General features: G+C 44.2%; 24 protein-coding genes. 23 read left to right on the forward strand and 1 reads right to left on the reverse strand.

Features of this window, described 5'->3' with window-relative positions; translation table 11 throughout:
• Positions 1–37 precede the first annotated feature (37 nt).
• The 3 genes from IGJ74_RS01585 (at position 38) to spx (ending at position 2,659) form a co-directional block, all read left to right on the forward strand.
• Positions 38–1,471 (forward strand): peptidoglycan DD-metalloendopeptidase family protein, encoded by a 1,434-nt coding sequence (locus IGJ74_RS01585; RefSeq protein WP_278251905.1) that lies wholly within the window; start codon positions 38–40, stop codon positions 1,469–1,471.
• A gap of 286 nt (positions 1,472–1,757) precedes the next feature.
• The gene (locus tag IGJ74_RS01590) at positions 1,758–2,159 is read left to right on the forward strand and encodes an Asp23/Gls24 family envelope stress response protein (protein WP_008376312.1); all 402 of its coding nucleotides are present in this window, start codon (positions 1,758–1,760) and stop codon (positions 2,157–2,159) included.
• A 50-nt stretch (positions 2,160–2,209) separates the two neighbouring features.
• Positions 2,210–2,659 (forward strand): transcriptional regulator Spx, encoded by a 450-nt coding sequence (spx, locus tag IGJ74_RS01595; RefSeq protein WP_008376310.1) that lies wholly within the window; start codon positions 2,210–2,212, stop codon positions 2,657–2,659.
• 149 nt (positions 2,660–2,808) lie between these two features.
• Here the strand turns inward: spx and rpsD are convergent, their stop codons facing one another.
• Positions 2,809–3,420 carry a 30S ribosomal protein S4 gene (gene rpsD / locus IGJ74_RS01600; RefSeq protein ID WP_005227158.1) on the reverse strand — a complete coding sequence of 204 codons (612 nt, stop codon included), beginning with the start codon at positions 3,418–3,420 and terminating at the stop codon, positions 2,809–2,811.
• Positions 3,421–3,788: 368 nt separating this feature from the next.
• Between rpsD and IGJ74_RS01605 the strand changes: the two genes are divergently transcribed.
• From IGJ74_RS01605 to IGJ74_RS01700, 20 genes are all read left to right on the forward strand, one after another.
• Positions 3,789–4,586 carry a formate/nitrite transporter family protein gene (locus IGJ74_RS01605; protein ID WP_005227159.1) on the forward strand — a complete coding sequence of 266 codons (798 nt, stop codon included), beginning with the start codon at positions 3,789–3,791 and terminating at the stop codon, positions 4,584–4,586.
• Between the two features lie 218 nt (positions 4,587–4,804).
• On the forward strand, positions 4,805–5,581 hold the full coding sequence (locus tag IGJ74_RS01610; protein ID WP_005227160.1) for a Cof-type HAD-IIB family hydrolase: 777 nt from the start codon (positions 4,805–4,807) through the stop codon (positions 5,579–5,581).
• A gap of 118 nt (positions 5,582–5,699) precedes the next feature.
• Positions 5,700–6,122, forward strand: a complete 423-nt coding sequence (locus IGJ74_RS01615; protein WP_430608678.1) for a methylglyoxal synthase — start codon at positions 5,700–5,702, stop codon at positions 6,120–6,122.
• 37 nt (positions 6,123–6,159) lie between these two features.
• Positions 6,160–7,395, forward strand: coding sequence for a peptidase T (pepT, locus tag IGJ74_RS01620; protein WP_008376304.1), 1,236 nt, complete (start codon positions 6,160–6,162; stop codon positions 7,393–7,395).
• 149 nt (positions 7,396–7,544) lie between these two features.
• Positions 7,545–8,342: a TIGR00282 family metallophosphoesterase gene (locus IGJ74_RS01625; RefSeq protein ID WP_010748642.1), complete on the forward strand. Its 798-nt coding sequence runs from the start codon at positions 7,545–7,547 to the stop codon at positions 8,340–8,342.
• Between the two features lie 7 nt (positions 8,343–8,349).
• Positions 8,350–8,739, forward strand: coding sequence for a YlbF family regulator (locus tag IGJ74_RS01630; protein ID WP_008376299.1), 390 nt, complete (start codon positions 8,350–8,352; stop codon positions 8,737–8,739).
• Positions 8,723–11,275: a DNA mismatch repair protein MutS gene (gene mutS, locus IGJ74_RS01635; protein WP_087664802.1), complete on the forward strand. Its 2,553-nt coding sequence runs from the start codon at positions 8,723–8,725 to the stop codon at positions 11,273–11,275. Before IGJ74_RS01630 ends, mutS begins: the two co-directional genes overlap by 17 nt.
• A gap of 15 nt (positions 11,276–11,290) precedes the next feature.
• Entirely contained in the window at positions 11,291–13,399 is a 2,109-nt protein-coding gene (gene mutL / locus IGJ74_RS01640) for a DNA mismatch repair endonuclease MutL (RefSeq protein ID WP_087664803.1), read from the forward strand.
• Complete coding sequence (locus IGJ74_RS01645; RefSeq protein ID WP_016619623.1) at positions 13,396–13,956, forward strand: Maf family protein; 561 nt, start codon at positions 13,396–13,398, stop codon at positions 13,954–13,956. The genes mutL and IGJ74_RS01645 overlap by 4 nt, the downstream gene beginning before the upstream one ends.
• A 2-nt stretch (positions 13,957–13,958) precedes the next feature.
• Positions 13,959–14,357, forward strand: coding sequence for a GFA family protein (locus IGJ74_RS01650; RefSeq protein WP_008376290.1), 399 nt, complete (start codon positions 13,959–13,961; stop codon positions 14,355–14,357).
• An 88-nt stretch (positions 14,358–14,445) separates the two neighbouring features.
• Positions 14,446–14,877: a peptide-methionine (R)-S-oxide reductase MsrB gene (gene msrB, locus IGJ74_RS01655; protein ID WP_008376288.1), complete on the forward strand. Its 432-nt coding sequence runs from the start codon at positions 14,446–14,448 to the stop codon at positions 14,875–14,877.
• Between the two features lie 182 nt (positions 14,878–15,059).
• Positions 15,060–15,650 (forward strand): Holliday junction branch migration protein RuvA, encoded by a 591-nt coding sequence (ruvA, locus tag IGJ74_RS01660; protein ID WP_005232405.1) that lies wholly within the window; start codon positions 15,060–15,062, stop codon positions 15,648–15,650.
• A 14-nt stretch (positions 15,651–15,664) separates the two neighbouring features.
• Positions 15,665–16,666, forward strand: coding sequence for a Holliday junction branch migration DNA helicase RuvB (gene ruvB / locus IGJ74_RS01665; RefSeq protein ID WP_005232402.1), 1,002 nt, complete (start codon positions 15,665–15,667; stop codon positions 16,664–16,666).
• Positions 16,667–17,018: 352 nt separating this feature from the next.
• Positions 17,019–17,930, forward strand: coding sequence for an ABC transporter permease (locus tag IGJ74_RS01670; protein ID WP_005232388.1), 912 nt, complete (start codon positions 17,019–17,021; stop codon positions 17,928–17,930).
• Positions 17,931–17,941: 11 nt separating this feature from the next.
• A complete protein-coding gene (locus IGJ74_RS01675; protein ID WP_005227173.1) occupies positions 17,942–18,823 on the forward strand; it encodes a carbohydrate ABC transporter permease in 882 nt (293 codons plus the stop codon).
• Between the two features lie 14 nt (positions 18,824–18,837).
• A complete protein-coding gene (locus tag IGJ74_RS01680; RefSeq protein ID WP_008376282.1) occupies positions 18,838–20,439 on the forward strand; it encodes a sugar ABC transporter substrate-binding protein in 1,602 nt (533 codons plus the stop codon).
• A 359-nt stretch (positions 20,440–20,798) separates the two neighbouring features.
• Entirely contained in the window at positions 20,799–20,942 is a 144-nt protein-coding gene (locus tag IGJ74_RS01685) for a hypothetical protein (protein ID WP_176374311.1), read from the forward strand.
• A gap of 13 nt (positions 20,943–20,955) precedes the next feature.
• Positions 20,956–21,558: a DUF624 domain-containing protein gene (locus IGJ74_RS01690; protein ID WP_005232377.1), complete on the forward strand. Its 603-nt coding sequence runs from the start codon at positions 20,956–20,958 to the stop codon at positions 21,556–21,558.
• Positions 21,551–22,465, forward strand: coding sequence for an acetylxylan esterase (locus IGJ74_RS01695; RefSeq protein ID WP_016619627.1), 915 nt, complete (start codon positions 21,551–21,553; stop codon positions 22,463–22,465). The genes IGJ74_RS01690 and IGJ74_RS01695 overlap by 8 nt, the downstream gene beginning before the upstream one ends.
• A complete protein-coding gene (locus IGJ74_RS01700) occupies positions 22,462–23,241 on the forward strand; it encodes an endonuclease/exonuclease/phosphatase family protein (protein ID WP_087664804.1) in 780 nt (259 codons plus the stop codon). Before IGJ74_RS01695 ends, IGJ74_RS01700 begins: the two co-directional genes overlap by 4 nt.
• The last annotated feature ends 4 nt before the right edge of the window (positions 23,242–23,245 follow it).

Below are 23,245 nucleotides of genomic sequence, written 5' to 3' on the forward strand. Positions count from 1 at the left end.
TATGATAGAGGGAGGAATAAAGGAGGAAAGTTCACGAATGAAAATAAAGAAATGGATGGCAATTGCCATTATTACCAGTCAATTTTCAACATTGCTGCCAGTATCAGCGGCTGCGGCTGTTTTAACGAGCGAGTCTACTGCTGGTCAAAATACAGCTGAGTCAACGGTTCCGGGAGTGAACGGGCCAACAATGGGCTTGGTCCCTGAAGATGCCGCAACGGTACCAGGAGAAAACGGCGAAGTAGTTCCAGGAGAGTCAACACCTGTTCCTGAACAGCCAACACCAGAACCATTGCCAGAACCGGAACCAACCCCGACGCCAGAACCAACACCAGAAGAACCGGTACCAAATCCTGATCCAGAGCCGAATCCAGAGCCGAATCCAGAGCCAGAACCAACACCTGAGCCGGCGCCAGAACCAGAAGAACCAGCACCAAACCCAGAACCAGAGACAACACCAAATCCAGAGCCAGAATCAACACCAAGCCAGCCTTCGCCTGACATCAAAGAAGTACCGAACGTACCAGAGTTGACGGTAACGCCGCCGCAAGAAGATGAGCCAGCAAAATTTGAAGTCACGCCAGTCAAAGAAACGTGGGACTTTATTATGGAGATTGGAGAAGATGCTCGTAAAGTTGGACAAGAAGAAGATCTTTACGCATCGGTCATGATTGCACAAGCGATTTTAGAGTCTGGTAGCGGAAGAAGTCGTCTGAGCCAGGAGCCTTTTTATAACCTATTTGGTATTAAGGGACTTTATGAAGGGAATGGGATTTCCTTCCAAACGCAAGAAGACGATGGTTCCGGTAATTTATACACAGTTCATGCCACGTTTCGCCAATATGACAGTATCGAATCTTCTTTGAAAGATTATGCGAAATTGTTGAAAGAAGGATTGGACCACAATCCGAATTTTTATAAAGGTGTTTGGAAATCAGAAACGGAGTCTTATGAAGATGCCACGGAATATCTGACCGGGCGTTATGCATCAGATACACAATACAATGAGAAGCTAAATGCGCTGATCGAAGCATATGCTCTGACGAGTTATGACAAAGAGAAACCAGAATTACCGACAGGCAGCGAACAGATGATCTATCCTGTCAGCAATCCAGTTGTCTCTTCTGTCTTTGGTCCACGAGGCAATGGGTTTCATCGTGGAGTGGACTTCGCCGCCCCGCAAGGAACGCCGATCATGGCTAGTCTTTCAGGAACGGTGATCCGCTCAGAATATCATTCTTCATGGGGGAATTATGTTGCTATCGAGCACAAAGATGGGCTGACGACATTGTATGCGCACAATCATCGCAATTTAGTGGAAGTCGGTCAAACGGTCGAACAAGGCGAAGTGATTGCTTCCATGGGAAGTACGGGGAACAGTACAGGTCCTCACTTGCATTTTGAAGTTAGTCTTTCACCTAGTTTAGCCCGGCATCAACTGGTTGATCCATTAGATGCCTTGTCAAAATAACAAAGAATAAAAGAGAGCAGTGTAGCTGCTTTCTTTTTTTTGTCAAGAAAAACGAATCATTTCAAGAAAATTATGCTTCGAGATTTTTTTAGCGCATTCATTTTATCTTGCACGATAAATTTATTCCGAAAACAAGTGTTTTTCTTTGTAAAAAAAACAAAAAGAATTTATGCTAGAAAGGTAGGGAAAAAAACTCCCAAGAGGAATGTCCACTTTAGACAAGGTCGTGTATGCGACTTTGCGATGTCTCTAGTATCCTTTCTTATTTAACCAAGGAGTGTGAAAAATGACTGACGATCAGCAAACAACGAATTTGTCTAATGAAGCAGCGCAAGCAAGTCCACTGTCCTTTGAAGAAAAAGTCATTGAAACAATTGTTGGTGTCGCTTTGCAGTCAATTGATGGCTTGATTAGTGTAAATGGCAGATTTCTTTCAGATATGACCGAAAACCTTGAAGAACAGCCGCAAGTCGCTTCTGGCATCGATGTGGAAGTTGGCAAAGAAGAGGTTGCAGTTGATTTGGAAGTAATCGTGGCTTACGGCAAAGATATCCCTAAACTCTTTGCGCAAGTCCAAGAAGTGGTTTTAGAAGAAATCAGTCGCTTGACTTCTTTAAAAGTTAAAGAGATCAATATTCGAATCGCCGATATCGTCAAACAGGAAACGATCGATCAAATCGAAGGTTGAGCACCACGCAAAAAATCGAAGTACATCAAAGAGAAAGGAAGAATAAACAAATGATATCACTATATACAACACCCAGCTGTACGTCATGTCGTAAAGCCCGTGCATGGTTGACCGAAAATGAACTGCCATTTAAAGAGAGAAACATTTTTAGCGATCCATTAAATAGTGATGAACTAATGGAGATTCTTTCTTTAACAAAAAATGGAACGGAAGACATTATATCTACTCGTTCGAAAGTGTACCAAAAGTTAGACATCGATTTAGAAGAGTTGAAGCTAGAAGAGCTGCTTTCATTGATCGAACAATACCCGAACTTATTGAAACGGCCAATTATCTTAGATGAGAACAAGCTCCAAGTGGGGTACAATGAAGAAGACATTCGTAAATTCGTGCCACGAAACTTACGAAAGATCATTTTCAAACGACGCCAAACAGAGCTGCTCATGTTTAATTATCGCCAAAAGCAAGAAGAAGGCGAATCTGTTGCGAACTTTATCTAATAATAGGAACAAAACCGGCAAATGAATACAGCGATGTATCATTGTCGGTTTTTTTGGTATTTTTTCAAGGGTCTTCTTAAGAGGATCAGTAAATCCGTTGATTCCACAAAAAAACACGATTCCAAAAAGGAATCGTGTCGGTTGAAATCTTAAAGTTTTTGGTTGTAGAATTCAACGACTAGTGCTTCGTCAACTTCTGCAGACAATTCATCACGCTCAGGTAAACGAGTTAATGAACCTTCTAATTTTTCGCTATCAAAGCTTACAAATGACGCGCGGCCAGCTGTTGCTTCAACTGCTTCTTTGATTGTTGAAATGTTTTGTGATTTTTCACGAACGCTGATGACTTGTCCAACTTCAACGTGGTATGAAGGGATATCAACGCGTTTGCCATCAACTAAAACGTGACCGTGGTTTACTAATTGACGTGCTTGACGACGAGTAGTTGCTAAACCTAGACGGTAAACAACGTTATCTAAACGTTGTTCTAGCAAGATCATGAAGTTAACACCGTGTTTACCTTCTTTGATTTTGCTTGCTTTGATAAACAATGTACGGAATTGACGTTCGTTCATGCCATACATATGACGCAATTTTTGTTTTTCAGTTAATTGCATGCCGTATTCTGATTTTTTGCCACGGCTGTTTGGTCCGTGTTGTCCTGGAGCGTAAGGGCGACGTGCCAATTCTTTTCCAGTTTCTGATAAAGAAATTCCTAAACGACGAGAAATTTTCCATGATGGTCCTGTATAACGAGACATAATTTAGTTCCTCCAATAAAATAGTTTGGAGTAAAATAATCCGTTGAAAAACTCACATTCGTGCAGTTCGTTCTTCAATCTTCACCTTTGCAGCCGCGGTTACGCAATTGCACCCGAGGGGCAACGAACTGGTGACGAGCTGTTATTTTCCTGCTGCATTATTTTACACAAGGAATAGTATACGACAAACTAGGGGCAAAAGTCAAGATGGAGCTGGCTTTGGATTTGATGAAAACAAATCTTGAAATTTTTCATTAATTACTTATATTTTCAAATATCTCTTTACAAAACAGCTTTTCGTCATTAGAATATGAAAGTATTGTGCAAATGATAACGAAGTGAAATTATTCATAAAAGGAGTAGAAAAAATGAATCCAGTATCCCCATTATTTGAGAAGATCGATTCTTCCATAGAAAAGAAAATCGATCTGATCAAGAGTAGTTATTTGCGTTACGCTGTACGTGCGATGATGGCTTGTTTATTCTTGACCCTCGGAACAGCTATTGCTTTTGCGATCGCTATGAAAGGTGAATCGATGGTTCACGGGTTAGGGAAAATTCTATATGCATTTATGTTTAGCTGGTCTTTAGTCATGATTCTTTATATGAACGCAGAATTAGGAACATCAAATATGTTGTATATGACTGTTGGGGTTTATCGTAAACGTCTAAGTATTCCTTTGGCATTGAAAATTTTGCTTACGTGTGTCTTGTTCAACTTGATCGGCGGGGTGATTTTCGGCTCAATCGTTGCACTGACAGGTCCTTTTCAAGGGCTGACCGCAGACAACTTTATGCTGACCTCGATCACTGCGAAATTAGAAAAATCGACCATCCAAATTTTAGTAGAAGCGATGTTCGCCAATATCGTTGTAAACACAGCTGTGCTAGTAAGCATGCGGATGAAAGACGATGCCGGAAAAGTTGCAGCAATCATTTTCATCATCTTCATCTTTGCTTTCTTAGGATTCGAACACGTTATTGCTAACTTCCCAGCGTTTACCTTAGCTTTCTGGGCTTCAGGCGGACACTTGGCAGGTATGACTGTCGGCAGTGTGATCCATAATTTAGTTTTTGCCTTTATCGGTAACTATATCGGCGGTGGCTTGGTCATGGGGCTGGGCTATGCATGGTTGAACAACTCAAAATCGACCTATGTCGACTAATTAGAACCTACCAAAAGAAGCAGCGATGCTTCTTTTTTTTCTTTTCTCTAACATTTCTCCAGGAAGAAGCCATCATCCCTTAACGGAGCGTTGAAATCAGCGCCTATTTATGTTAAGAATAAGTATGTACGGTTTTTCTTGCTGTTTTTTGTAAAAATGACCGCAACCAAGACCAAAATCTTAGTTACTTCTTAATAGAAAGCGAGCCTTAACCTTTTATGAATCGGAAATTCTTTGCCTTTGATATTGATGGAACCTTGCTTGACTCGAACAAACAGCCACTCGACAGTACGCTAAAAGCCCTTGATCTTTTACGAGATGCTGGCCATTTCGTGACCGTTGCCACTGGACGCAGTCGTTTCCACGCTCAAGATATTATTCGTTCGTTGTCCTTTGATAATTACATTTTATGTAATGGCGCAGCTGCTTTTCTTTCGCATCAGCAGGTGTATAAAAACTTACTCGATGAAACGCAATTGGCTGCTTTCGTGGCAGAAGCCCAAGAGCTTGGGATCGACACGGCATTTGTCGGGATGGATACAGCGAAACGAGCGTCTTCTTTGGATATTGCTAAAATGGAAGCAGCGATGCATTCTTTTGGTGCCCAACTTCCTGAGTTGGACATGGATTTTCCCGAAGAAAAAGAAGTCTATCAAGCATTGGCTTTTTACGGAAAAGAGTATGAGCATTTCTTTGACGAGAAATACAGCAAACTGCGTTTTGTGCGTTGGCATGAAAACAGTGTGGATGTCGTTCCAAAAGAAGGCTCCAAAGCAGCAACGATCCTGTGCGTCGCGGAACAATTAGGGATAGCGCAAGAAGATGTGATCTGTTTTGGTGATGGCCAAAATGATCGTGAAATGCTGACTGCCGCAGGTGTCGGTGTGGCAATGGGCAATGCGGTCCCTGAGATCCAACAAGTCGCAGATATGGTGACCGCTAGCAATGATGAAGATGGCATCTGGTTAGCCTTGAAAGAATTACAACTGATTTAAAAAGGAATCCTTTAGACATAGCACAGTCGGTTTACGGCATCTGTGCTATGTTTTTTTGTTTTTTCTCGGTCGCAAAGAAAATAAATTGGTACAATAGAAAAAAGGGGGAATGCAGCAAATGAAAATCGCATTGATTGCTCATGATCGAAAAAAAGATGTAATGGTAAAATTAGTGACTGCCTATCGAGAAATTTTAGCGCAGCATGAACTTTTCGCAACAGGAGCTACGGGGAAGAGGATCGAAGAAGCAACCCAGTTGCCTGTCCACCGCTACAAATCAGGGCCGCTGGGAGGAGATCAGCAAATTGGCGCCATGATTTCGCAAGATGACTTGGACATGGTGATCTTTTTGCGCGATCCTTTAGCCGCGCAACCCCATGAACCAGATGTAACGGCATTGATTCGCTTGTCAGACGTGTACGAGATTCCTTTAGCTACCAATATGGGAACGGCAGAAATCTTGTTGCGGGGGTTAGCAGCTGGCTTTGCTGATTTTCGACAAGTGATCCACGAAACGGACAATCGTCCCTTGTCGTTATAAAGATAGTAGAAGAATTGAAGAAAAAGGACGTGCAGAATTGAAAGCAATCTTAAAGGATTTTTTGACCTATGCAAAAATGAATACTCGCTCAGATGCGACGAGTCAGACCATCCCAACGACGCCGGGACAAGTTGAGTTGGCTCTTTTATTGAAAGATCAGTTGATCGAGATGGGGGTAGCGGATGTTGCTTACTATGAAAAGAATAGTTTTGTGATCGGACGTCTACCTGGTAATCCTGAAAAAACGGCGATTGGCTTTATTGCCCATGTAGACACGGCAGATTTCGAAGCTGAAAATATTCAGCCGCAGATCCATGAAAATTACGATGGTAAGGATGTTTGTTTAAATAAAGAAAAAGCCATTTATATGACAACTGCTGAATTTCCTAATCTCAAAGACTATGTCGGCGAAACGCTGATCACAACGGATGGAACGACCCTGCTGGGTGCAGATGATAAAGCTGGTATCGCAGAGATCATTGACGCGCTGCGAATCTTACAAACGATGGATGCGCATAAACGTGGCGATGTCTGGGTCGCTTTTGGGCCTGACGAAGAGATCGGGACTGGCGCTGATCGCTTTGATGCGGCGGATTTTCCAGTGGCATTTGCTTACACGATGGACAGTGGTCGTGTGGGGCATATGGAATATGAAACCTTTAATGCTGCTCGTATTGATATAACGATTGATGGTACGAGTGTGCATCCTGGAACTGCTTACGGTCGTTTGGTCAACGCCTTGAAAATCGCGCATCAAATCGACGATGCCTTACCAGCAGAGGAAGTTCCTGAACGCACCCGCGGGTATGAAGGTTTTTACCTACTGCACAATTTGACGGGACATATTGGTCGAGCAGAAGTTTCTTATATCATTCGTGATCACGATCATATGCTTTTTGAACAGCGAAAAGCCAACATCGTGGGGATCATTGACGAATTGAACACAGCCTATGGGCAAGAACGCATCACCTATACGCTGTATGACCAATATTACAATATGGGGGATTTGATCAAGAAAGATCCCCGCAGTATCGAAGCTGCCCGAGCAGGGATGCAAGCGATTGGTGTGACACCGATCGAAGCGCCGTTTCGTGGCGGGACCGATGGCTCGAAAATCACCTATAAAGGCATTCCAACACCGAACTTATTTGTTGGCGGTGAAAACTTCCATGGCCAGTATGAATTTATTACCGTGGAAGCGATGGAAAAAGCCCGTGATTTGATCGTGGCGATCGTGGAACATGTCGGGAAAGAAGACACTACCGTTTCCTAGAGAACGCGGCAACACGCTAGACTAAAGCGAAAAAGTCTAGCGTGTTTTTTTGTTTTGCTGCAAGGAAGAACAGCAAGTGAAAGAACCTTTTTTTTCTGGACCAAAACCCTTATAATAGAAAAGAAGCTAAAAGAGAAGAGGAAAAATGTGTGCGGGTATTATTCATTGGAGATGTAGTTGGTTCATTAGGAAGAGAAACAATCACGGAGTACCTTCCCAAATTAAAGAAGGCGTATCGACCACAGGTGACGATCGCGAACGGCGAGAATGCGGCGGCGGGTCGTGGGATCACTGGTAAAATTTATAAGAAATTTTTGCAAGATGGTGTCGATGTCGTGACATTAGGCAATCATACATGGGACAACCGTGACATTTTTGAATTTATTGGCGATGCGAAGAAAATGATTCGTCCAGCCAATTTTCCAGAGGGAACACCGGGGGTCGGCATGGTGTTTGTGAAAGTCAACACCATTGAGTTGGCGGTGATCAACATGCAAGCTCGCTCGTTCATGGTAGACCTTGATGATCCGTTTCGCAAAATGGATGAATTGGTTGCGATTGCCCGCAAACGTACACCGTTTATCTTTGTGGATTTTCATGGGGAGACTACTAGCGAAAAACAAGCGATGGGCTGGTATTTGGATGGCCGAGTTTCGGCAGTCGTCGGCACGCATACCCACGTCCAGACCAACGATGCGCGGATTTTGCCCCAAGGAACGGCTTATTTGTCAGATGTCGGCATGACTGGTCCTTATGATGGGATTTTGGGAATGAAACGCGAACCAGTCATTGAAAAATTTTTGACGGCGTTGCCGCAACGGTTTGAAGTGATTGAAAAAGGCCGCAGTATTTTGTCGGCTTGCTTGCTTGAGATTGATGAAGCCACTGGTAAAGCAAAATCGATCCGTCCGATCCAAATCAGTGAAGATCGCCCGTTTACAGAATAGGAGAAGCATGGAAGAGCAATTAACCAAAGAATCAAACGTTGCCCAAGAGTTGGCTGCTTTGCAAAAGCTTTTGTCTAATCATCCGATCGTTCAAGAATTTCAAGAAATTCAAGTACGAGCCTTGCAAAACCAAGGGCTACTGGAGTTGGAAGAAGCGCTGAAGCAAGCGCAAAAAGAAATCGTTCAATTTGAGCATTATGAGAAACCCGAAGCAAAAAAAGCTGCGGAGCAGCGTTATGCGTCATTGACAAACGAATACGAGCAGCACCCCTTAGTGGTTGCTTATCGCCAAGCGTTACTGCAAGCAGATGAATTGCTGCAATATGTCACGACGGAGATCCAAAAGAAAATGAATAAAGCCATCGAGGAGGATGAAACCAATGCCTCAAAAAACTAAAAATACCCCGATGATGGAACAGTATTTAAGCATCAAGGCTCAGTACCAAGATGCTTTTTTATTCTATCGTTTAGGAGATTTCTATGAATTATTTAATGAGGATGCTGTCAAGGCAGCACAAATTTTAGAACTGACGTTAACCAGCCGCAACAAAAATGCGGAGGAACCGATCCCTATGTGTGGGGTGCCTTACCACGCCGCCAGCAATTACATCGACACCTTGATCGAGCAAGGCTACAAAGTAGCGATTTGTGAGCAAGTGGAAGACCCAAAAACCACCAAAGGAATGGTCAAACGCGAAGTCGTTCAACTGATCACGCCGGGAACGGTGATGGACAGTAAAGGCCTATCCGCCAAAGAAAACAACTTTTTAACAGCTGTTTTGCAGCAAGGGGAGCGTTTTGGCTTTGCCTATGTCGATCTAAGTACCGGTGAATTAAAAGCAGCGCAATTGGAAGATGAAGAAGCCGTCGTCAATGAGGCCGCCGCTCTGCAAACGAAAGAAGTCGTTTTGTGCAGCGAGATCCCTGAGTCATTGCAAACAACACTGACCAATCGCTTGAATGTCGTGTTTTCTAAGCAAGAAACGTTGGAAGAAAATGCCGAATTTCAATTTTTAACGGAACCTCTCTCCCAAGGGTTAGAAAAAGTAGTCACAGGGAAATTGCTAAGTTATTTGGCGATCACCCAAAAACGCAGTTTAGCGCATATTCAACAAGCCGTGGAATATCAGCCCGATCATGCCTTGAAAATGGATCATTATTCCAAATTCAACTTAGAATTGACGCAGTCGATTCGAACTGGCAAAAAACAAGGGACTCTTTTGTGGTTGTTGGACGAGACAAAAACCGCAATGGGGGGACGTTTGTTAAAGCAATGGTTGGATCGTCCCTTGATCCAGCCAAAGAAAATCACTGCCCGCCAAGAAATGGTCCAATCGTTACTGGACAGTTTCTTTGAGCGAGCGGATCTGCAAGAAGCGTTGACGAAAGTCTATGACATGGAACGCCTAGTCGGACGGGTCGCCTTCGGAAATGTCAATGGCCGCGATTTGCTGCAGTTGAAATCTTCTTTGGAGCAAGTGCCTTTGATCGCGCAATTGCTGCAGGGGATCAACCGTGGCGAGTGGAATGACTTGCTGCTGGAATTAACGCCTTTAGATGATTTGGTTGCACTGATCGAAGCGGCGATCGATGAAGATGCCCCGTTGCAGATCACAGAAGGCAACATCATCAAAGACGGGTTCCATCAACAATTAGATGAATACCGTACGGCGATGCGTAACGGCAAGCAATGGTTGGCGGAATTAGAAGCCAACGAACGTCAAGCGACGGGGGTCAAAAACCTGAAAGTTGGGTTCAACCGCGTCTTTGGCTATTACATTGAGATCACGAAAGCCAATCTAGTGAATTTAGATACCTCTCGCTACGAGCGCAAGCAAACCTTAGCCAATGCGGAACGCTTTATTTCACCCGAGTTGAAAAAACTGGAGACTTTGATTTTAGAAGCCGAAGAAAAATCGGTGGATTTGGAATATCGCCTCTTTCTTGACGTTCGTGAAGAAGTGAAAAAGAGTATCACACGTCTACAAAAGTTAGCCAAAGCCGTCAGTGCGGTCGATGTCTTACAAAGTTTCGCCACGGTTTCGGAACGCTACCAATACGTGCGGCCGACAGTAGCGAAAAAACGAGCAGTATCGATCATCGATGGCCGTCATCCTGTAGTGGAAAAAGTCCTTGGTCACCAAGAGTACATTCCAAATAGTATCGTGATGGATGAAGAAACAGAGATCCTGTTGATCACAGGACCAAATATGTCTGGGAAAAGTACGTACATGCGGCAGTTTGCCTTGCTAGTCATTATGGCGCAGATCGGCTGTTTCGTACCCGCACAATCTGCAGAGATGCCGATTTTTGATCGGATCTTTACTCGTATCGGTGCCAGCGATGACCTGATCGCCGGTCAAAGCACGTTTATGGTGGAGATGATGGAAGCCAACCAAGCGCTGCGTCATGCAACGCCTAACAGCTTGATTTTGTTTGATGAGTTAGGGCGTGGGACTGCGACCTATGATGGGATGGCATTGGCACAAGCCATCATTGAATATATCCACAAAGAAGTTCATGCCAAAACACTTTTCTCCACCCATTATCATGAGCTGACGGTTTTAGATGAGGAATTGGCGCAATTGCGCAATGTCCATGTCGGTGCCGTTGAAAAAGAAGGCGAAGTCGTCTTCTTGCATAAGATGATGGAAGGGCCCGCAGATAAAAGCTATGGGATCCATGTAGCCAAAATCGCTGGACTGCCAAGTGCACTCTTACAGCGCGCAGCCACGATCTTAAAAGCGCTGGAAGAACATGAACCGACGGTACAACCAAAACCCGTCGTCGAAGAAAGTCAGCAGTTGTCGTTGTTTAGTGAAGTATCTACGGAAGAAATCGGCGTCATCGATCAATTGAAGAAATTGAATCTGTTGGAAATGACCCCGATGGATGCTCTGAATACATTGTACGAGCTGCAAAAACGAATTTAGAAAGAAGGTCAGCAGATGGGAAAGATCCAAGAGCTATCCGAACGTCTGGCGAACCAAATCGCGGCAGGAGAAGTTGTTGAGCGACCGGCTTCTGTCGTCAAAGAATTAGTTGAAAATGCCGTGGATGCCGGCAGTACCCAAATCGATATTTTTATTGAAGAAGCAGGCTTGCGTAAAATCCAAGTCATCGATAATGGCGAAGGAATTGCAGAAGAGGATGTCTTGACTGCCTTTAAACGCCACGCCACCAGTAAAATCCACAATCGAGATGACTTGTTTCGAATACGTACCCTCGGGTTTCGCGGGGAAGCTTTGCCTAGTATCGCTTCGGTTTCGATCCTCTCGATTGAAACGGCAGTCAAAGGCGCCCAACAAGGCTCCTTTGTGCGCTTAAAAGGCGGCGCTGTTGAGGAGCATCTGCCTGCCAACTTGCGACAAGGAACCAAGATCACTGTCGAAAACCTCTTTTACAATACACCGGCACGTTTGAAATATGTCAAGACGCTGCAAACGGAACTTGCGAACATCGGCGATATCGTCAATCGGATCGCCCTGAGCCATCCAGAAGTGGCTTTTCGCCTCGTTCATGAAGGCAATAAGATGTTGAGCACCACTGGAAGTGGGCAGTTAAAACAAACCATCGCCGGGATCTACGGAGTGGAAACGGCCAAAAAAATGATTGCGATCGATACTGAGGACCTCGACTTTAAAGTCACTGGCTTTGTGTCACTGCCAGAAGTCACCCGAGCCAGCCGCAACTATTTATCCACGATCATCAATGGTCGTTATATTCGCAACTTTGCTTTGAATAAAGCGATCGTAGCCGGTTACGGGTCAAAATTGATGGTCGGTCGTTTTCCATTAGCTGTCCTTGAAGTCAAAATGGACCCCTTATTAGTCGATGTCAATGTCCATCCGACTAAGCAAGAAGTTCGTTTGTCAAAAGAAGAAGAGCTAACGAAACTAATCAGTAAAGCCATCAATGAGGCGCTGCGGGAAATCAATTTGATTCCTAACGCGGCTGACAATCTGCGGTTTAAGAAAAAAGTTGCCGATCAGCCAAAAGCCCAGCAGCTTGGCTTGGAACTGGAGTCAGCAGGAAATTCGACTTCTGGGTTGTCTTATAATCGCGAAACCGGGAAATTTGAGGTTCAGGGCAGTACTTATCAACAGACTGTGGATAACTCTGTGGAAAAACCTGTGGAGGAAGGTGGAAAACTTCCAGAAATGCCACAGGAATCTAGCGAAAACCTGTTGGAAGAAACCGAGGAAACCTTTCGCAGTTTGGAAGAGACGCTGCCAAATAAGCCTGTCCGAAAACCATTTGTGGAAGACCAGACGGAAACAAAAGCGCCGCTGCCAGAAGCGCCAGCCTTTCTCCCAGATGAGACACCAGAGCTTACGGCGCAAGATCTGCAAAGTCAAGCGACTCTGCACCCTGAAATGCATGGGGATGACCGCAACTACCTGAAAACGGTCGAACGGTTGCTGGAAGAAGAACCAGCGAAGGAGCGTTTTCCCCAACTGGATTATTTTGGGCAGATGCAGGGGACCTATTTGTTTGCCCAAAGCGAGGCGGGGCTCTATATCGTCGACCAGCATGCGGCACAGGAACGAATCAAATATGAGTATTACCGCGAAAAAATCGGCGAAGTGACCAATGACCTGCAAGAGTTGTTAGTGCCGATCGTTTTGGATTATCCCAACAGCGATGCACTGCAATTACAAGAACAAAGCGACAAGCTGGCAGAAGTCGGGATCCATCTGGAATCTTTTGGGACCAATAGTTTCATCGTCCGGGCGCACCCGACGTGGTATCCTAGCGGTGAAGAAGAAGCCATCATCCGCGAAATGATCGATATGTTATTGACCACAGGAAGTGTCAGTGTCAAAAAGTTTCGTGAAGCAACCGCGATCATGATGAGCTGCAAACGATCCATCAAAGCCAATCATTATTTGAATGAAGCACAAGCCCGGATCTTGTTGCAAGATTTAGCGAAATGCGAGAATCCCTTCAACTGTCCCCATGGTCGCCCGGTGCTGATCCATTTCACCAACAGCGACATGGAGCGGATGTTCAAACGGATTCAAGATCCTCATCGAGCAAGGAGTGGCATGGAATGATTATTTTGGCTTCACAGTCGCCGCGACGCAAAGAATTATTAGCGGAGTTAGTCCCGGAATTTGCGGTCATACCAGCGGATATCGACGAGTCGGTCCGACCAAACGAAGCGGCGATCCCTTATGTCCAACGGATGGCAGCAGAAAAAGCGGCGGCTATTACGCAAGCATATCCTGAAGATCTGGTGATCGCGAGCGATACCACGGTCGTGGTGGATGAAGAAATCTTAGGAAAGCCAGCCGACCGTGAAGATGCTCGGTCGATGTTACGAAAAATGAACGGACGGACCCATTGGGTGCATACCGCCGTCGTTTTACAAAAAGGCAAACAACAGCGCCAAGCAGTGGTTTCGGCGGAAGTTGTGTTTCGTCCTTTGACGGATCAAGAGATCGACCAATATCTTGTCTTAGATGAGTACCAAGACAAAGCGGGCGCCTATGGGATCCAAGGGGCGGCCAAAGTATTTGTCTCATCGATAAACGGCGATTTTTATACAATTGTGGGGTTTCCTGTCACTACGGTCTATCAGTTGTTGCAAGAGTTTATGGAGGAGGAATAAGGATGGATGTTTCTGGTAGTTGTCTTTGCGGCAAAGTCACGATTGACTTGACTGGAGTTTCGAAAGAAATCACGGTTTGTCATTGTAGTCTCTGCCAGAAATTTCACGGCGGACCGATGTTTGCTCTTGCGCCATGTTCTGAGAACCAGATGGCTCTTCAAGGAGCGAAGTGGCTGCGACGTTATGATTCTTCTAAGTGGGCACAGCGAGGATTTTGCAGTCAATGCGGCTCGAGTCTGTTCTTTTACCTCAAAGAAGCACACACCTATTTTTTTGCGGCCGGGTTATTTGGCAACTTGCCAGAAGCTGTCTTAACCGAAGAAATCTATACAAAAGACCAACCGCAGTTTTACCATTTTGCGGAACCAACGACTCGTTGGGAAAAGCTGCAAAACCCTTAAATAATTTGAGCAAGTCATTTTACATTCGCTAAGAAAAAAGGCATGATAGAGCATACAGGATGAGTCTAGAGGGAAAGCAGGTGAAAAAATGACAGATAAAAAAGAATTAAAAGAAAAATTGTCACCGATCGAATATGCGGTGACCCAAGAAAATGCAACTGAACGCCCCTTTACTGGCGAGTATGATGATTTTTATGAAAAAGGGATCTATGTTGATATCGTCAACGGAGAACCATTGTTTGCTTCTACTGATAAATATGACGCCGGTTGTGGCTGGCCTTCCTTTTCGAAGCCGATCAGTCGCCAAGATATTCAAGAAAAAGCCGATTTTTCTCACGGTATGCATCGGGTAGAAGTCCGCAGCAAAGAAGCTGACTCTCATTTAGGACATGTTTTTTCAGACGGTCCTCAAGACAAAGGCGGTTTGCGCTATTGTATCAACTCGGCAGCATTGAAGTTCATCCCTTTAGCAGAAATGGATGAAAAAGGCTATGGCGAATTCAAATCACTCGTTGAGTAAGTATTAGGAACTGTGTGCGAAAAAAAAGATGCAGCAGCATGTCTCGTTTGAAAAAATGCGACTGAAACAACGGTTTTTCCTCCGTTTGTTTCCTGCTAAGCCTTTTCCTTCGTTCACAGTCCTTTTTTTGCCCTCTCGTCTGTGCTACAATAAAGGGAACATATGTACAGAAAGGAAAGCACATGTACGAATATATCATAGGGAAAGTAACGGATATCTTTCCGGCGTATATCGTCGTTGAGACCCATGGCATCGGCTATCAGATCGCTTTTGGCAATCCGTATTCATTTAGCGGCAAGTTAAACCAAGAAGTAAAAATCTATCTGCACCAAGTGATTCGTGAAGATGCCCATAGTCTCTACGGCTTTGCCACGATCGAAGGCAAGCAGTTGTTTTTAAAATTGATCAGTGTCTCAGGCATTGGACCCAAGAGTGCGTTAGCAATTATGGCCAATGAAGACCATACAGGGTTGATCACAGCAGTCGAAAATGGGGACGTCAACTATTTGACTAAGTTCCCAGGTGTCGGTAAAAAGACGGCGCAGCAAATGATCCTAGACTTGAAAGGCAAAGTGGCTGAACTGGTTGGAGAAGAAGCGATCGTTCCTCTAAGCGTGGCAACGACTGCTTTAGATGAAGCGATGGAAGCCTTGAAAGCATTGGGTTATAGCGAAAAAGAAGTCAAGAAAGCCGAAAAACAATTAGCGGCGAATACGACAAAATCGACGGATGAGTACTTGCGGGAAGCTCTCCGATTGATGATGAAAAAGTAAGGAGCAAGTAGACGATGGATGAACGAATTGTTTCGCCAGAAAGTACTGAACAAGAAGAGATCATCGAAAAATCCTTGCGTCCGCAAACCCTTGCCCAATATATCGGACAAGACAAAGTCAAGCAGGAGCTTTCGATTTATATCCAAGCGGCGAAAAATCGAGAAGAAGCGTTGGATCATGTCCTCTTATATGGTCCGCCAGGCTTAGGGAAAACGACGATGGCAATGGTGATCGCCAACGAGATGCAGGTGCAAATCAAGACGACCAGCGGTCCTGCGGTCGAAAAACCGGGGGACTTGATTGCAATCTTGAATGAGCTGCAGCCGGGGGATGTTCTGTTTATCGATGAGATCCATCGCTTGCCTCGTGTCGCCGAAGAAATGCTTTATTCGGCAATGGAAGATTTTTATGTGGATATCATGGTGGGGCAAGGAACAACGGCTCACCCGGTTCATTTTCCGCTTCCGCCATTTACCTTAGTCGGCGCAACGACGCGGGCGGGGATGCTCTCGGCGCCACTACGGGATCGCTTCGGAATCATTTCTCATATGCAATATTATGAAGACCATGATTTAAAAGAGATCGTGCAGCGGACTGCGTCGATTTTTGAAACGGATATCGTGGAAGAAGGGGCGATCGAAATCGCCCGCCGATCTCGAGGCACTCCACGGATCGCCAACCGTTTGCTTAAACGAGTTCGCGATTATGCGCAAGTGCAAGCAGATGGATTGATCGATCGCACCGTTGCTGACCAGGCATTGGCGCTTTTGGCAGTCGATCATGCCGGCTTGGATTATATCGATCAGAAATTGATCCGCACGATGATCGAATTGTATCAAGGCGGCCCGGTGGGATTAAGTACGATCGCTGTCAATATCGGGGAAGAAACCGAAACAGTGGAAGATATGTACGAACCGTTTTTGATCCAAAAAGGATTTTTGAAACGCACCTCGCGTGGGCGGATCGCAACACCGTTAGCGTATGACCATTTTGGCTATCCCCAAAGAAGTGAATAGAACGAAGCAGCAATCAACGATGATTGCTGCTTTTTTGTGCTTTTGGTGAAACGTTTCTTTTTATTTTTTAATAATTTCTGAGAATCAATAGATGTTGAAAAAATACATTATTTGTGAAATTTGATTAAACGGAAGTGTTTGGAAAAATGATTTCTTATGAAAATGTTGATATAATAGCTTTTGTGTTTGTGAGGAACTCAACGAAATTTGTGAAAAAAGAAAACCTGAAAAAAATAATTGGAAAGGCTTGCATTTTCGAATGGCAGCGGATATAATCTTTTTGTAGAAACGTTTCACCAAAATGTGGAGATATACGTAGTGTTGCGAGGATAGAAAGAAGGAGATTTTGTGTATGAGTAAACTGCAAAAGTTTTATAGTCAACGGCAGCTTCACTGGATGGTTTTTCCCGGCGTGGCATTTATGATCGTATTTAATTATATTCCGATCTACGGAATTATAATCGCTTTCAAAAACTATACGGTGATTGACACGATTTCATCAGCACCATGGGTTGGGTTAGAGAATTTCCGTATCATTATGAATGACAGTTTTTTCTGGGAAGCAGTTAGAAATACGTTAGCCATCAGCTTATTGAAATTAGGATTAGGTTTTGCGATCCCGATTGTGTTAGCCATTATGATTTTTGAAATGCAAGATGGCCGCTTGAAGAAATTTATTCAAACGGTTTCATACATTCCCCATTTTTTTTCATGGATCGTGCTAGGTGGGATGATGATCTCTTGGCTGTCAACGAACGGCTTTATCAACCAAGTGTTGATGTCCGTAGGATTGATGGACAAAGGGGTCAATCATCTATTGGATCCAAGCAAATATTGGTGGATCGCGGTCCTTTCTGATCTATGGAAAGAAGTCGGCTGGGGAACGATTCTTTACTTGGCAGGTATGTCGCGGATCGATCCAACGTTTTATGAAGCCGCACGAATCGATGGTGCCAGCAAGCTAAGACAGATTCGTTCGATCACATTGCCATTACTGACACCGATCATCTCCTTAAACTTGATTCTGAATGTGAGCGGTATCTTAGGGTCAAACCTAGATCAAACATTAGTTTTAATGAATTCACAGAACCAAAACCGTTCAGAAGTCATCAACTCCTTCGTTTATAAAATGGGGTTGACGCAAGGTGATTTCTCTTATGCAACTGCTGTCGGCTTGGGGATCGCGGTCATTTCCGTCATCTTATTGGTGATCACGGATCGAGTGACCCGCAAGTTGAACAACGGCAATTCAGTTATCTTATAGGAGGAAAAAACATGATCAAAAGAAAAGCAAAAGAAAACACGTGGTTTTACTTCTTCAATACCGTGATCTTGATTTTATTCTCATTGATGATTATCGTACCGATTTGGAATATCTTGGTTTCCTCCGTGTCTTCTAGTTCTGGATTAGCGGGCAACGGCCTCGTGTTATGGCCCAAAGGCTTTACCTGGGAAAACTATCGGAAAGTTTTTTCCGACGCAAGTATCCCCCGTGCCTTCTTGATCTCAGTGTTAAAAACGGTTCTTGGGGCTGCGACCCATACCTTGTTTTGTGCGATTGTGGCTTACGGATTGAGTAAATCACGCTTGGTTGGCCGCAACATTTATACAACGATGGGGGTCATCACCATGTACTTCAGTGGTGGGATGATTCCAACGTACTTGCTGATTCGCTCGCTAGGATTACTGGATTCTTTCTGGGTCTACATTATTCCAGCTTTGTTCAGCTATTATGATGTCGTGATTTTAATGAACTTTTTCCGTGAGATTCCGCCTTCACTCGAAGAATCGGCGAAGATCGACGGTGCAAGTGAATTCCAAATCTTTTATAAAATCTTCTTACCATTAACGAAACCGGCATTGGCAACCATCATCTTGTTCAACGGGGTTGGCCAATGGAACGATTTTATGACAACAAAACTGTATATCACAAAAGAGTATCTCTATCCGCTGCAAATGAAGATTTATGAAATCATCGTCCAATCCAACTTGAGTACGATGACTGAAAGCGGTAGTACCGACTTTATCGTCCAAGCAACGACCCGTGGGGTTCAGTTGGCTACGATCGTCATCACGACAGTGCCAATTTTAATTATATATCCATTGCTTCAAAAACACTTTATCGGCGGTATGATGGCCGGTGCAGTAAAAGAATAGAAAGAGGGATAGACATGAAAAAAGTAGTAGGCGGTTTATTGGCAGCATCAGCATTACTCAGCTTAGCAGCATGTGGCGGCAGCTCAGACAATGCCAGCAGTTCGGATTTTTCTATCAAAGATCGGTATGAGTTAGATGAAAAGACACCAGCATGGAAACTCGATACCAAAGAAGAACCAACCAAGATCACATGGTACATCAATTCAGACTGGACAGCATTGCCATTTGGTGAAGATGTGACGACAGCCCAAATCAAAAAAGATTTGAACATTGATATTGAATTTATTTCAGGTGATGATTCGAAATTAAATGCTTTGATTTCAAGTGGTGATATGCCTGATATCGTGACGTTGATGGATAAAACCAGTCAAGCAGCCACAAAAGCTGATAGCTGGGCATACTCATTAAACGATTTAGCGGAACAATACGATCCGTATTTGATGAATGTCGTGACCGAAGATACCTTCAAATGGTTTGCTTTAGATGATGGCAAAACTTATGGCTATCCAAACTATTCCAACACAGCAGCGGACTACGAAAGCGGCAATATTCCCGTCAACGACAACTTTGTGATCCGTGAAGATGTCTATGAAGCATTGGGCAAACCAGATGTTTCGACTCCAGAAAACTATGTGAAAGTCATGAAAGAAATCAGCGAGAAATTCCCTGATTTGACACCGATGGGCTTCACAACGATCGGCGAAACAGCAGGACCATTCTTAGATAAATTGCAAGACTTCTTAGGTGTTCCGTTAGAAGATGAAGATGGTGCTTTCTACGATCGTAACTTAGATGAAGAATATATCTCATGGTTGAAAACCTTTAATCAAGTGTATCGTGACGGCAACATCAGTGATGACAGCTTTACCGATGACGGTCCAACCTATGATGAAAAAGTAAAACAAGGGGACTATGCAACGATCTTAGTAGCAGGAACGAGCGGACAAGGTGGGAACTTCACCGAATTCATGAAAAACTCTGACACGCGTTACATCGCAATCGACGGACCTGCCAGCACTTCTGGTCGTGAAGCAACCTTGAACCAAACAGGAATCTCTGGCTGGTTGATCAACTACATCACAAAAGATGCGGCGGATCCAGCAAAAGTAACTCAACTCTTCACGTACTTGATCGATGAACCAGGACAAATTTTGACAAAATTCGGTGTTGAAGGCGTGACGTATGAATACAACGATGAAGGCAAAATCGATTACTTGCCAGAAATCAAAGAAATGGAACAAACCGACAACGAAGGCTACAACAAAAAATATGGTATCAGCCGTTTCAACTACTTTAACAACGACCGTGTCAATGCACTGAAAGTCAAAACCGAAAATGCGTTGACTCAAATGCAAGAATGGGGCGAAGGCAAATTGTATCCACACTTTGTGATCGAAAATACGGATCCAGATGCCGGAACTGCAGAAGCACGTTCAAACACAGCCATCAAAACCAAAATCAACAGCACGATCATCTCATTGATTCGTTCAAAAGATGAAGGAACATTTGACAGCACACTAACCGACTTTGAAAGCTTCTTAGATTCAAACAACTGGGACGCAATCAAAGACATTAAAACTGAAAAAATGGCCGAAAACCGCGAACGACTAGAATAACCCCCATAGGAGAGGAAAGGAAGCCAAAAAAAGACCTTTCCTCTCCCTTTACTTTGAATCACTGCGATTGGCTCACGTAGTGAGACAGAGCAGATGATGAAAAGTACTAGGCGACCGCAGGGAGCGTAGTGTCCATACAAAGAAGCACTGCGATTGGCTCGCGTAGTGAGACATGCAAGCTGCACTTAGTGTGTTTTACTTAGTGCAACTGTAGGCGAAGCGAAAGCGGAGACGAGCAGATGATGAAATGTACTAGGCGACTGTAAGGAGCGTAGTGACCAACCAAAGAAACACAGGTTTTGCGCGCACTTTGCGCAAAATCTGATGTTTCAAAGTACTAGGCGACCGCAGGGAGCGTAGTGTCCATACAAAGAATCACTGCGACTGGCTCACGTAGTGAGACCTGCAATCAAGAAAACGGTACGATGAGAAACGACCCAAAATCACAAGAAGGCAAGAAACAAGTTTACGCAGCACCCGCAGCACAAATCAGCAAGTTTTGATTGGAGGATCATAATGAATCGACTATTTTCTTATGAAGGATGGTACTATCGGGTCTTTGCTTTTTTAGCAGATATGATCATTGTTAGTTTTCTCTTTATGATTCCAGCAATGACGCTGATTCTCGCAGGGCCAGCATTGATCGCGCTGTATCAGACGATCGATCAATTGTACAAGGAACGAGATGTCCCGATTTGGCAACGATACAAGCAAGCATTCTTAAGCAACCTCAAACGTGGTCTCTTCTTAGAAGGTCTTGTTATTGCGTATGTCGCAGTCTTTGCCGGTTTGATCTATTCCTTGATGATGCTTACACCTTACTTTGGCGTTTTAGCCGTGATCCTCGTCAGCTTGGCTGCGCTGTATCTCGTCGTGTTCGTTCTCTTGTACAGCTTGTTTGCGCAATCATTGCAAGAAACAGCGAAAGAAACGGCGTATGCGGTTCTTAGCAGTACGGCGAATGCGATCATTTTACTGGTGATCCCAATCATTGTTTTTGTATTGTGCAGCAAAGTAAACCTATTCTTATTTGTTTGTTTAGGCATTTCAGGATCAGCCTTTGTACAGGTGTTGTTTTTCAATAAAGTATTAGCGAAGGGGGAAGAGACAAATGACTGAATCGACCGCAATTGATCGATCCTGCTTTTGGGCTTCGGTCCAACAAGAACTTGACGCCCTTCCGCTAGCCTTTGAAAGAACCAAACAAGCGCCTTTGCTGAAAGGGATCGATTGTTTTACGATTTCTTTTCAAAGTCTTGGTAATGAAACGATCTATGGGCATCTGCTGCTGCCAGAACAAGCGGCAGATTGTCCAATCGTGATTGATTTTTTAGGCTATATGAATCATGTGCAAGAACCGTTCCAATTCGCTCATTGGTTACTGATCGGCTGCGGCTGTCTTGTCATCGACAATCGTGGACAAGGAGGACGCACGCAAGATCAGGTTCCCTATGAAACCACGCAGCATGAAGCACCTTTTGGACGCGGCATCTTGAAAAAAGAAGATTTTTATATGAAGCGATTGGTCGCAGATAGTTTGCGCACACTAGAAGTCCTTCAACAGATACCGGAAATCGATCCGCAGCGGATTATTTTAAGAGGCGGCTCGCAAGGAGGCGGCATCGCCTTATTGGTCAACGCATTAACGAACGTCCCGATTTTTGCGACGTTTGCCGATGTGCCAAGCCACTCCAATCTTGTCCATCGGATCGAACAAAAAACAGGAAGTTACCATGTGATTCAAGAGTATATCGAACAATTTCCAGAAATGCGGGAAACGATCTATCAAGTCATGAGTTATTTTGATTTGAAGTATTTTGCTCATCAGATAACTGGTCCTGTTTATACATCGGTCGGCAGTGCTGATCCAATCTGTCCCATGGAAGATTTCTTCGTTTCCTATAAAAAGATTCCTGGACCGAAAGAATTGCGTATTTACTTAAATAAAGGGCATGGTGGCGGCGAAGCGAAACAAATCCGTCGTGAAATGCAGCAAATCAAAAAATTACTCAAAGGAAATGAATGAAGATGAAAGTAGCAACCTACAATCTACGAGTCGATACCGACTATGACCAAGAATGGCAATGGCACTATCGATCGGAGGCGGTTTGCTCCTTGATCGATTACTACGACTGGGATGTTCTGGCGATCCAAGAAGCTCGTCCCAGCCAATTTGCAGATTTAGCAAAGTTAGCGCAGTATGCTTCCGTCACGGCTGAACGAGATGGTGATGGCTTAGGCGAAGGCATCGGACTGTATTATCAAAAAGAGACTTTCGAGTTATTAGCTTCAGGTTCGTTTTGGTTGTCATTGACACCGACTGAACCAAGTATTCATCCAGAAGCTGCGTATTCACGCTTATGTGTTTGGGCAGTCTTACAGGAAAAAAAGAATCCGCCGTTTCTTGTCATCACGACCCATTTAGATAATATTTCAGAAATGGCTCGTTTTGAAGGGATGAAAGTGATCTTTGAGCAGCTGGCAGATCAGATCGAACGCTATCCTGTATTACTAATGGGCGACTTGAATGCGGAGCCAACCGAGCGGGTGCATCGGTACTTAGAGCAGCATTTTCGAAATGCCAAAGAACACGGACAAAAGCCTCATCACGGACCCAAAGGCTCCTATCAAAATTTTATTTATACGTTACCATGGCAAGAACTAGAAGAAATTGATTATATCTATACGAAAGGCTTCACGGTGGTCAAAACCGCCTGTCTAACGGATTCTTGTGATCGTCGTTTTCCTTCCGATCATTTCCCTTTAGAAGCAGAAGTCCAATTTGAAGAAAGCAAAGGATGAATAA

It is taken from the genome of Enterococcus sp. AZ009 (genome assembly GCF_050548785.1).
Classification (GTDB): Bacteria; Bacillota; Bacilli; order Lactobacillales; family Enterococcaceae; genus Enterococcus_D; species Enterococcus_D entomosocium.

What these genes read in the sequence shown, in the direction of transcription:
- IGJ74_RS01680 (WP_008376282.1), top strand. Translation starts at nt 18,838, where the DNA reads ATGAAAAAAGTAGTAGGCGGTTTATTGGCAGCATCAGCATTACTCAGC.
- mutS (WP_087664802.1), top strand. Translation starts at nt 8,723, where the DNA reads ATGCCTCAAAAAACTAAAAATACCCCGATGATGGAACAGTATTTAAGC.
- IGJ74_RS01615 (WP_430608678.1), top strand. Translation starts at nt 5,700, where the DNA reads ATGAAAATCGCATTGATTGCTCATGATCGAAAAAAAGATGTAATGGTA.
- IGJ74_RS01645 (WP_016619623.1), top strand. Translation starts at nt 13,396, where the DNA reads ATGATTATTTTGGCTTCACAGTCGCCGCGACGCAAAGAATTATTAGCG.
- IGJ74_RS01605 (WP_005227159.1), top strand. Translation starts at nt 3,789, where the DNA reads ATGAATCCAGTATCCCCATTATTTGAGAAGATCGATTCTTCCATAGAA.
- IGJ74_RS01610 (WP_005227160.1), top strand. Translation starts at nt 4,805, where the DNA reads ATGAATCGGAAATTCTTTGCCTTTGATATTGATGGAACCTTGCTTGAC.
- IGJ74_RS01670 (WP_005232388.1), top strand. Translation starts at nt 17,019, where the DNA reads ATGAGTAAACTGCAAAAGTTTTATAGTCAACGGCAGCTTCACTGGATG.
- IGJ74_RS01675 (WP_005227173.1), top strand. Translation starts at nt 17,942, where the DNA reads ATGATCAAAAGAAAAGCAAAAGAAAACACGTGGTTTTACTTCTTCAAT.
- ruvA (WP_005232405.1), top strand. Translation starts at nt 15,060, where the DNA reads ATGTACGAATATATCATAGGGAAAGTAACGGATATCTTTCCGGCGTAT.
- IGJ74_RS01585 (WP_278251905.1), top strand. Translation starts at nt 38, where the DNA reads ATGAAAATAAAGAAATGGATGGCAATTGCCATTATTACCAGTCAATTT.
- rpsD (WP_005227158.1), bottom strand. Translation starts at nt 3,420, where the DNA reads ATGTCTCGTTATACAGGACCATCATGGAAAATTTCTCGTCGTTTAGGA.
- IGJ74_RS01695 (WP_016619627.1), top strand. Translation starts at nt 21,551, where the DNA reads ATGACTGAATCGACCGCAATTGATCGATCCTGCTTTTGGGCTTCGGTC.
- mutL (WP_087664803.1), top strand. Translation starts at nt 11,291, where the DNA reads ATGGGAAAGATCCAAGAGCTATCCGAACGTCTGGCGAACCAAATCGCG.
- IGJ74_RS01590 (WP_008376312.1), top strand. Translation starts at nt 1,758, where the DNA reads ATGACTGACGATCAGCAAACAACGAATTTGTCTAATGAAGCAGCGCAA.
- ruvB (WP_005232402.1), top strand. Translation starts at nt 15,665, where the DNA reads ATGGATGAACGAATTGTTTCGCCAGAAAGTACTGAACAAGAAGAGATC.
- IGJ74_RS01690 (WP_005232377.1), top strand. Translation starts at nt 20,956, where the DNA reads ATGAATCGACTATTTTCTTATGAAGGATGGTACTATCGGGTCTTTGCT.
- IGJ74_RS01650 (WP_008376290.1), top strand. Translation starts at nt 13,959, where the DNA reads ATGGATGTTTCTGGTAGTTGTCTTTGCGGCAAAGTCACGATTGACTTG.
- IGJ74_RS01700 (WP_087664804.1), top strand. Translation starts at nt 22,462, where the DNA reads ATGAAGATGAAAGTAGCAACCTACAATCTACGAGTCGATACCGACTAT.
- IGJ74_RS01630 (WP_008376299.1), top strand. Translation starts at nt 8,350, where the DNA reads ATGGAAGAGCAATTAACCAAAGAATCAAACGTTGCCCAAGAGTTGGCT.
- spx (WP_008376310.1), top strand. Translation starts at nt 2,210, where the DNA reads ATGATATCACTATATACAACACCCAGCTGTACGTCATGTCGTAAAGCC.
- msrB (WP_008376288.1), top strand. Translation starts at nt 14,446, where the DNA reads ATGACAGATAAAAAAGAATTAAAAGAAAAATTGTCACCGATCGAATAT.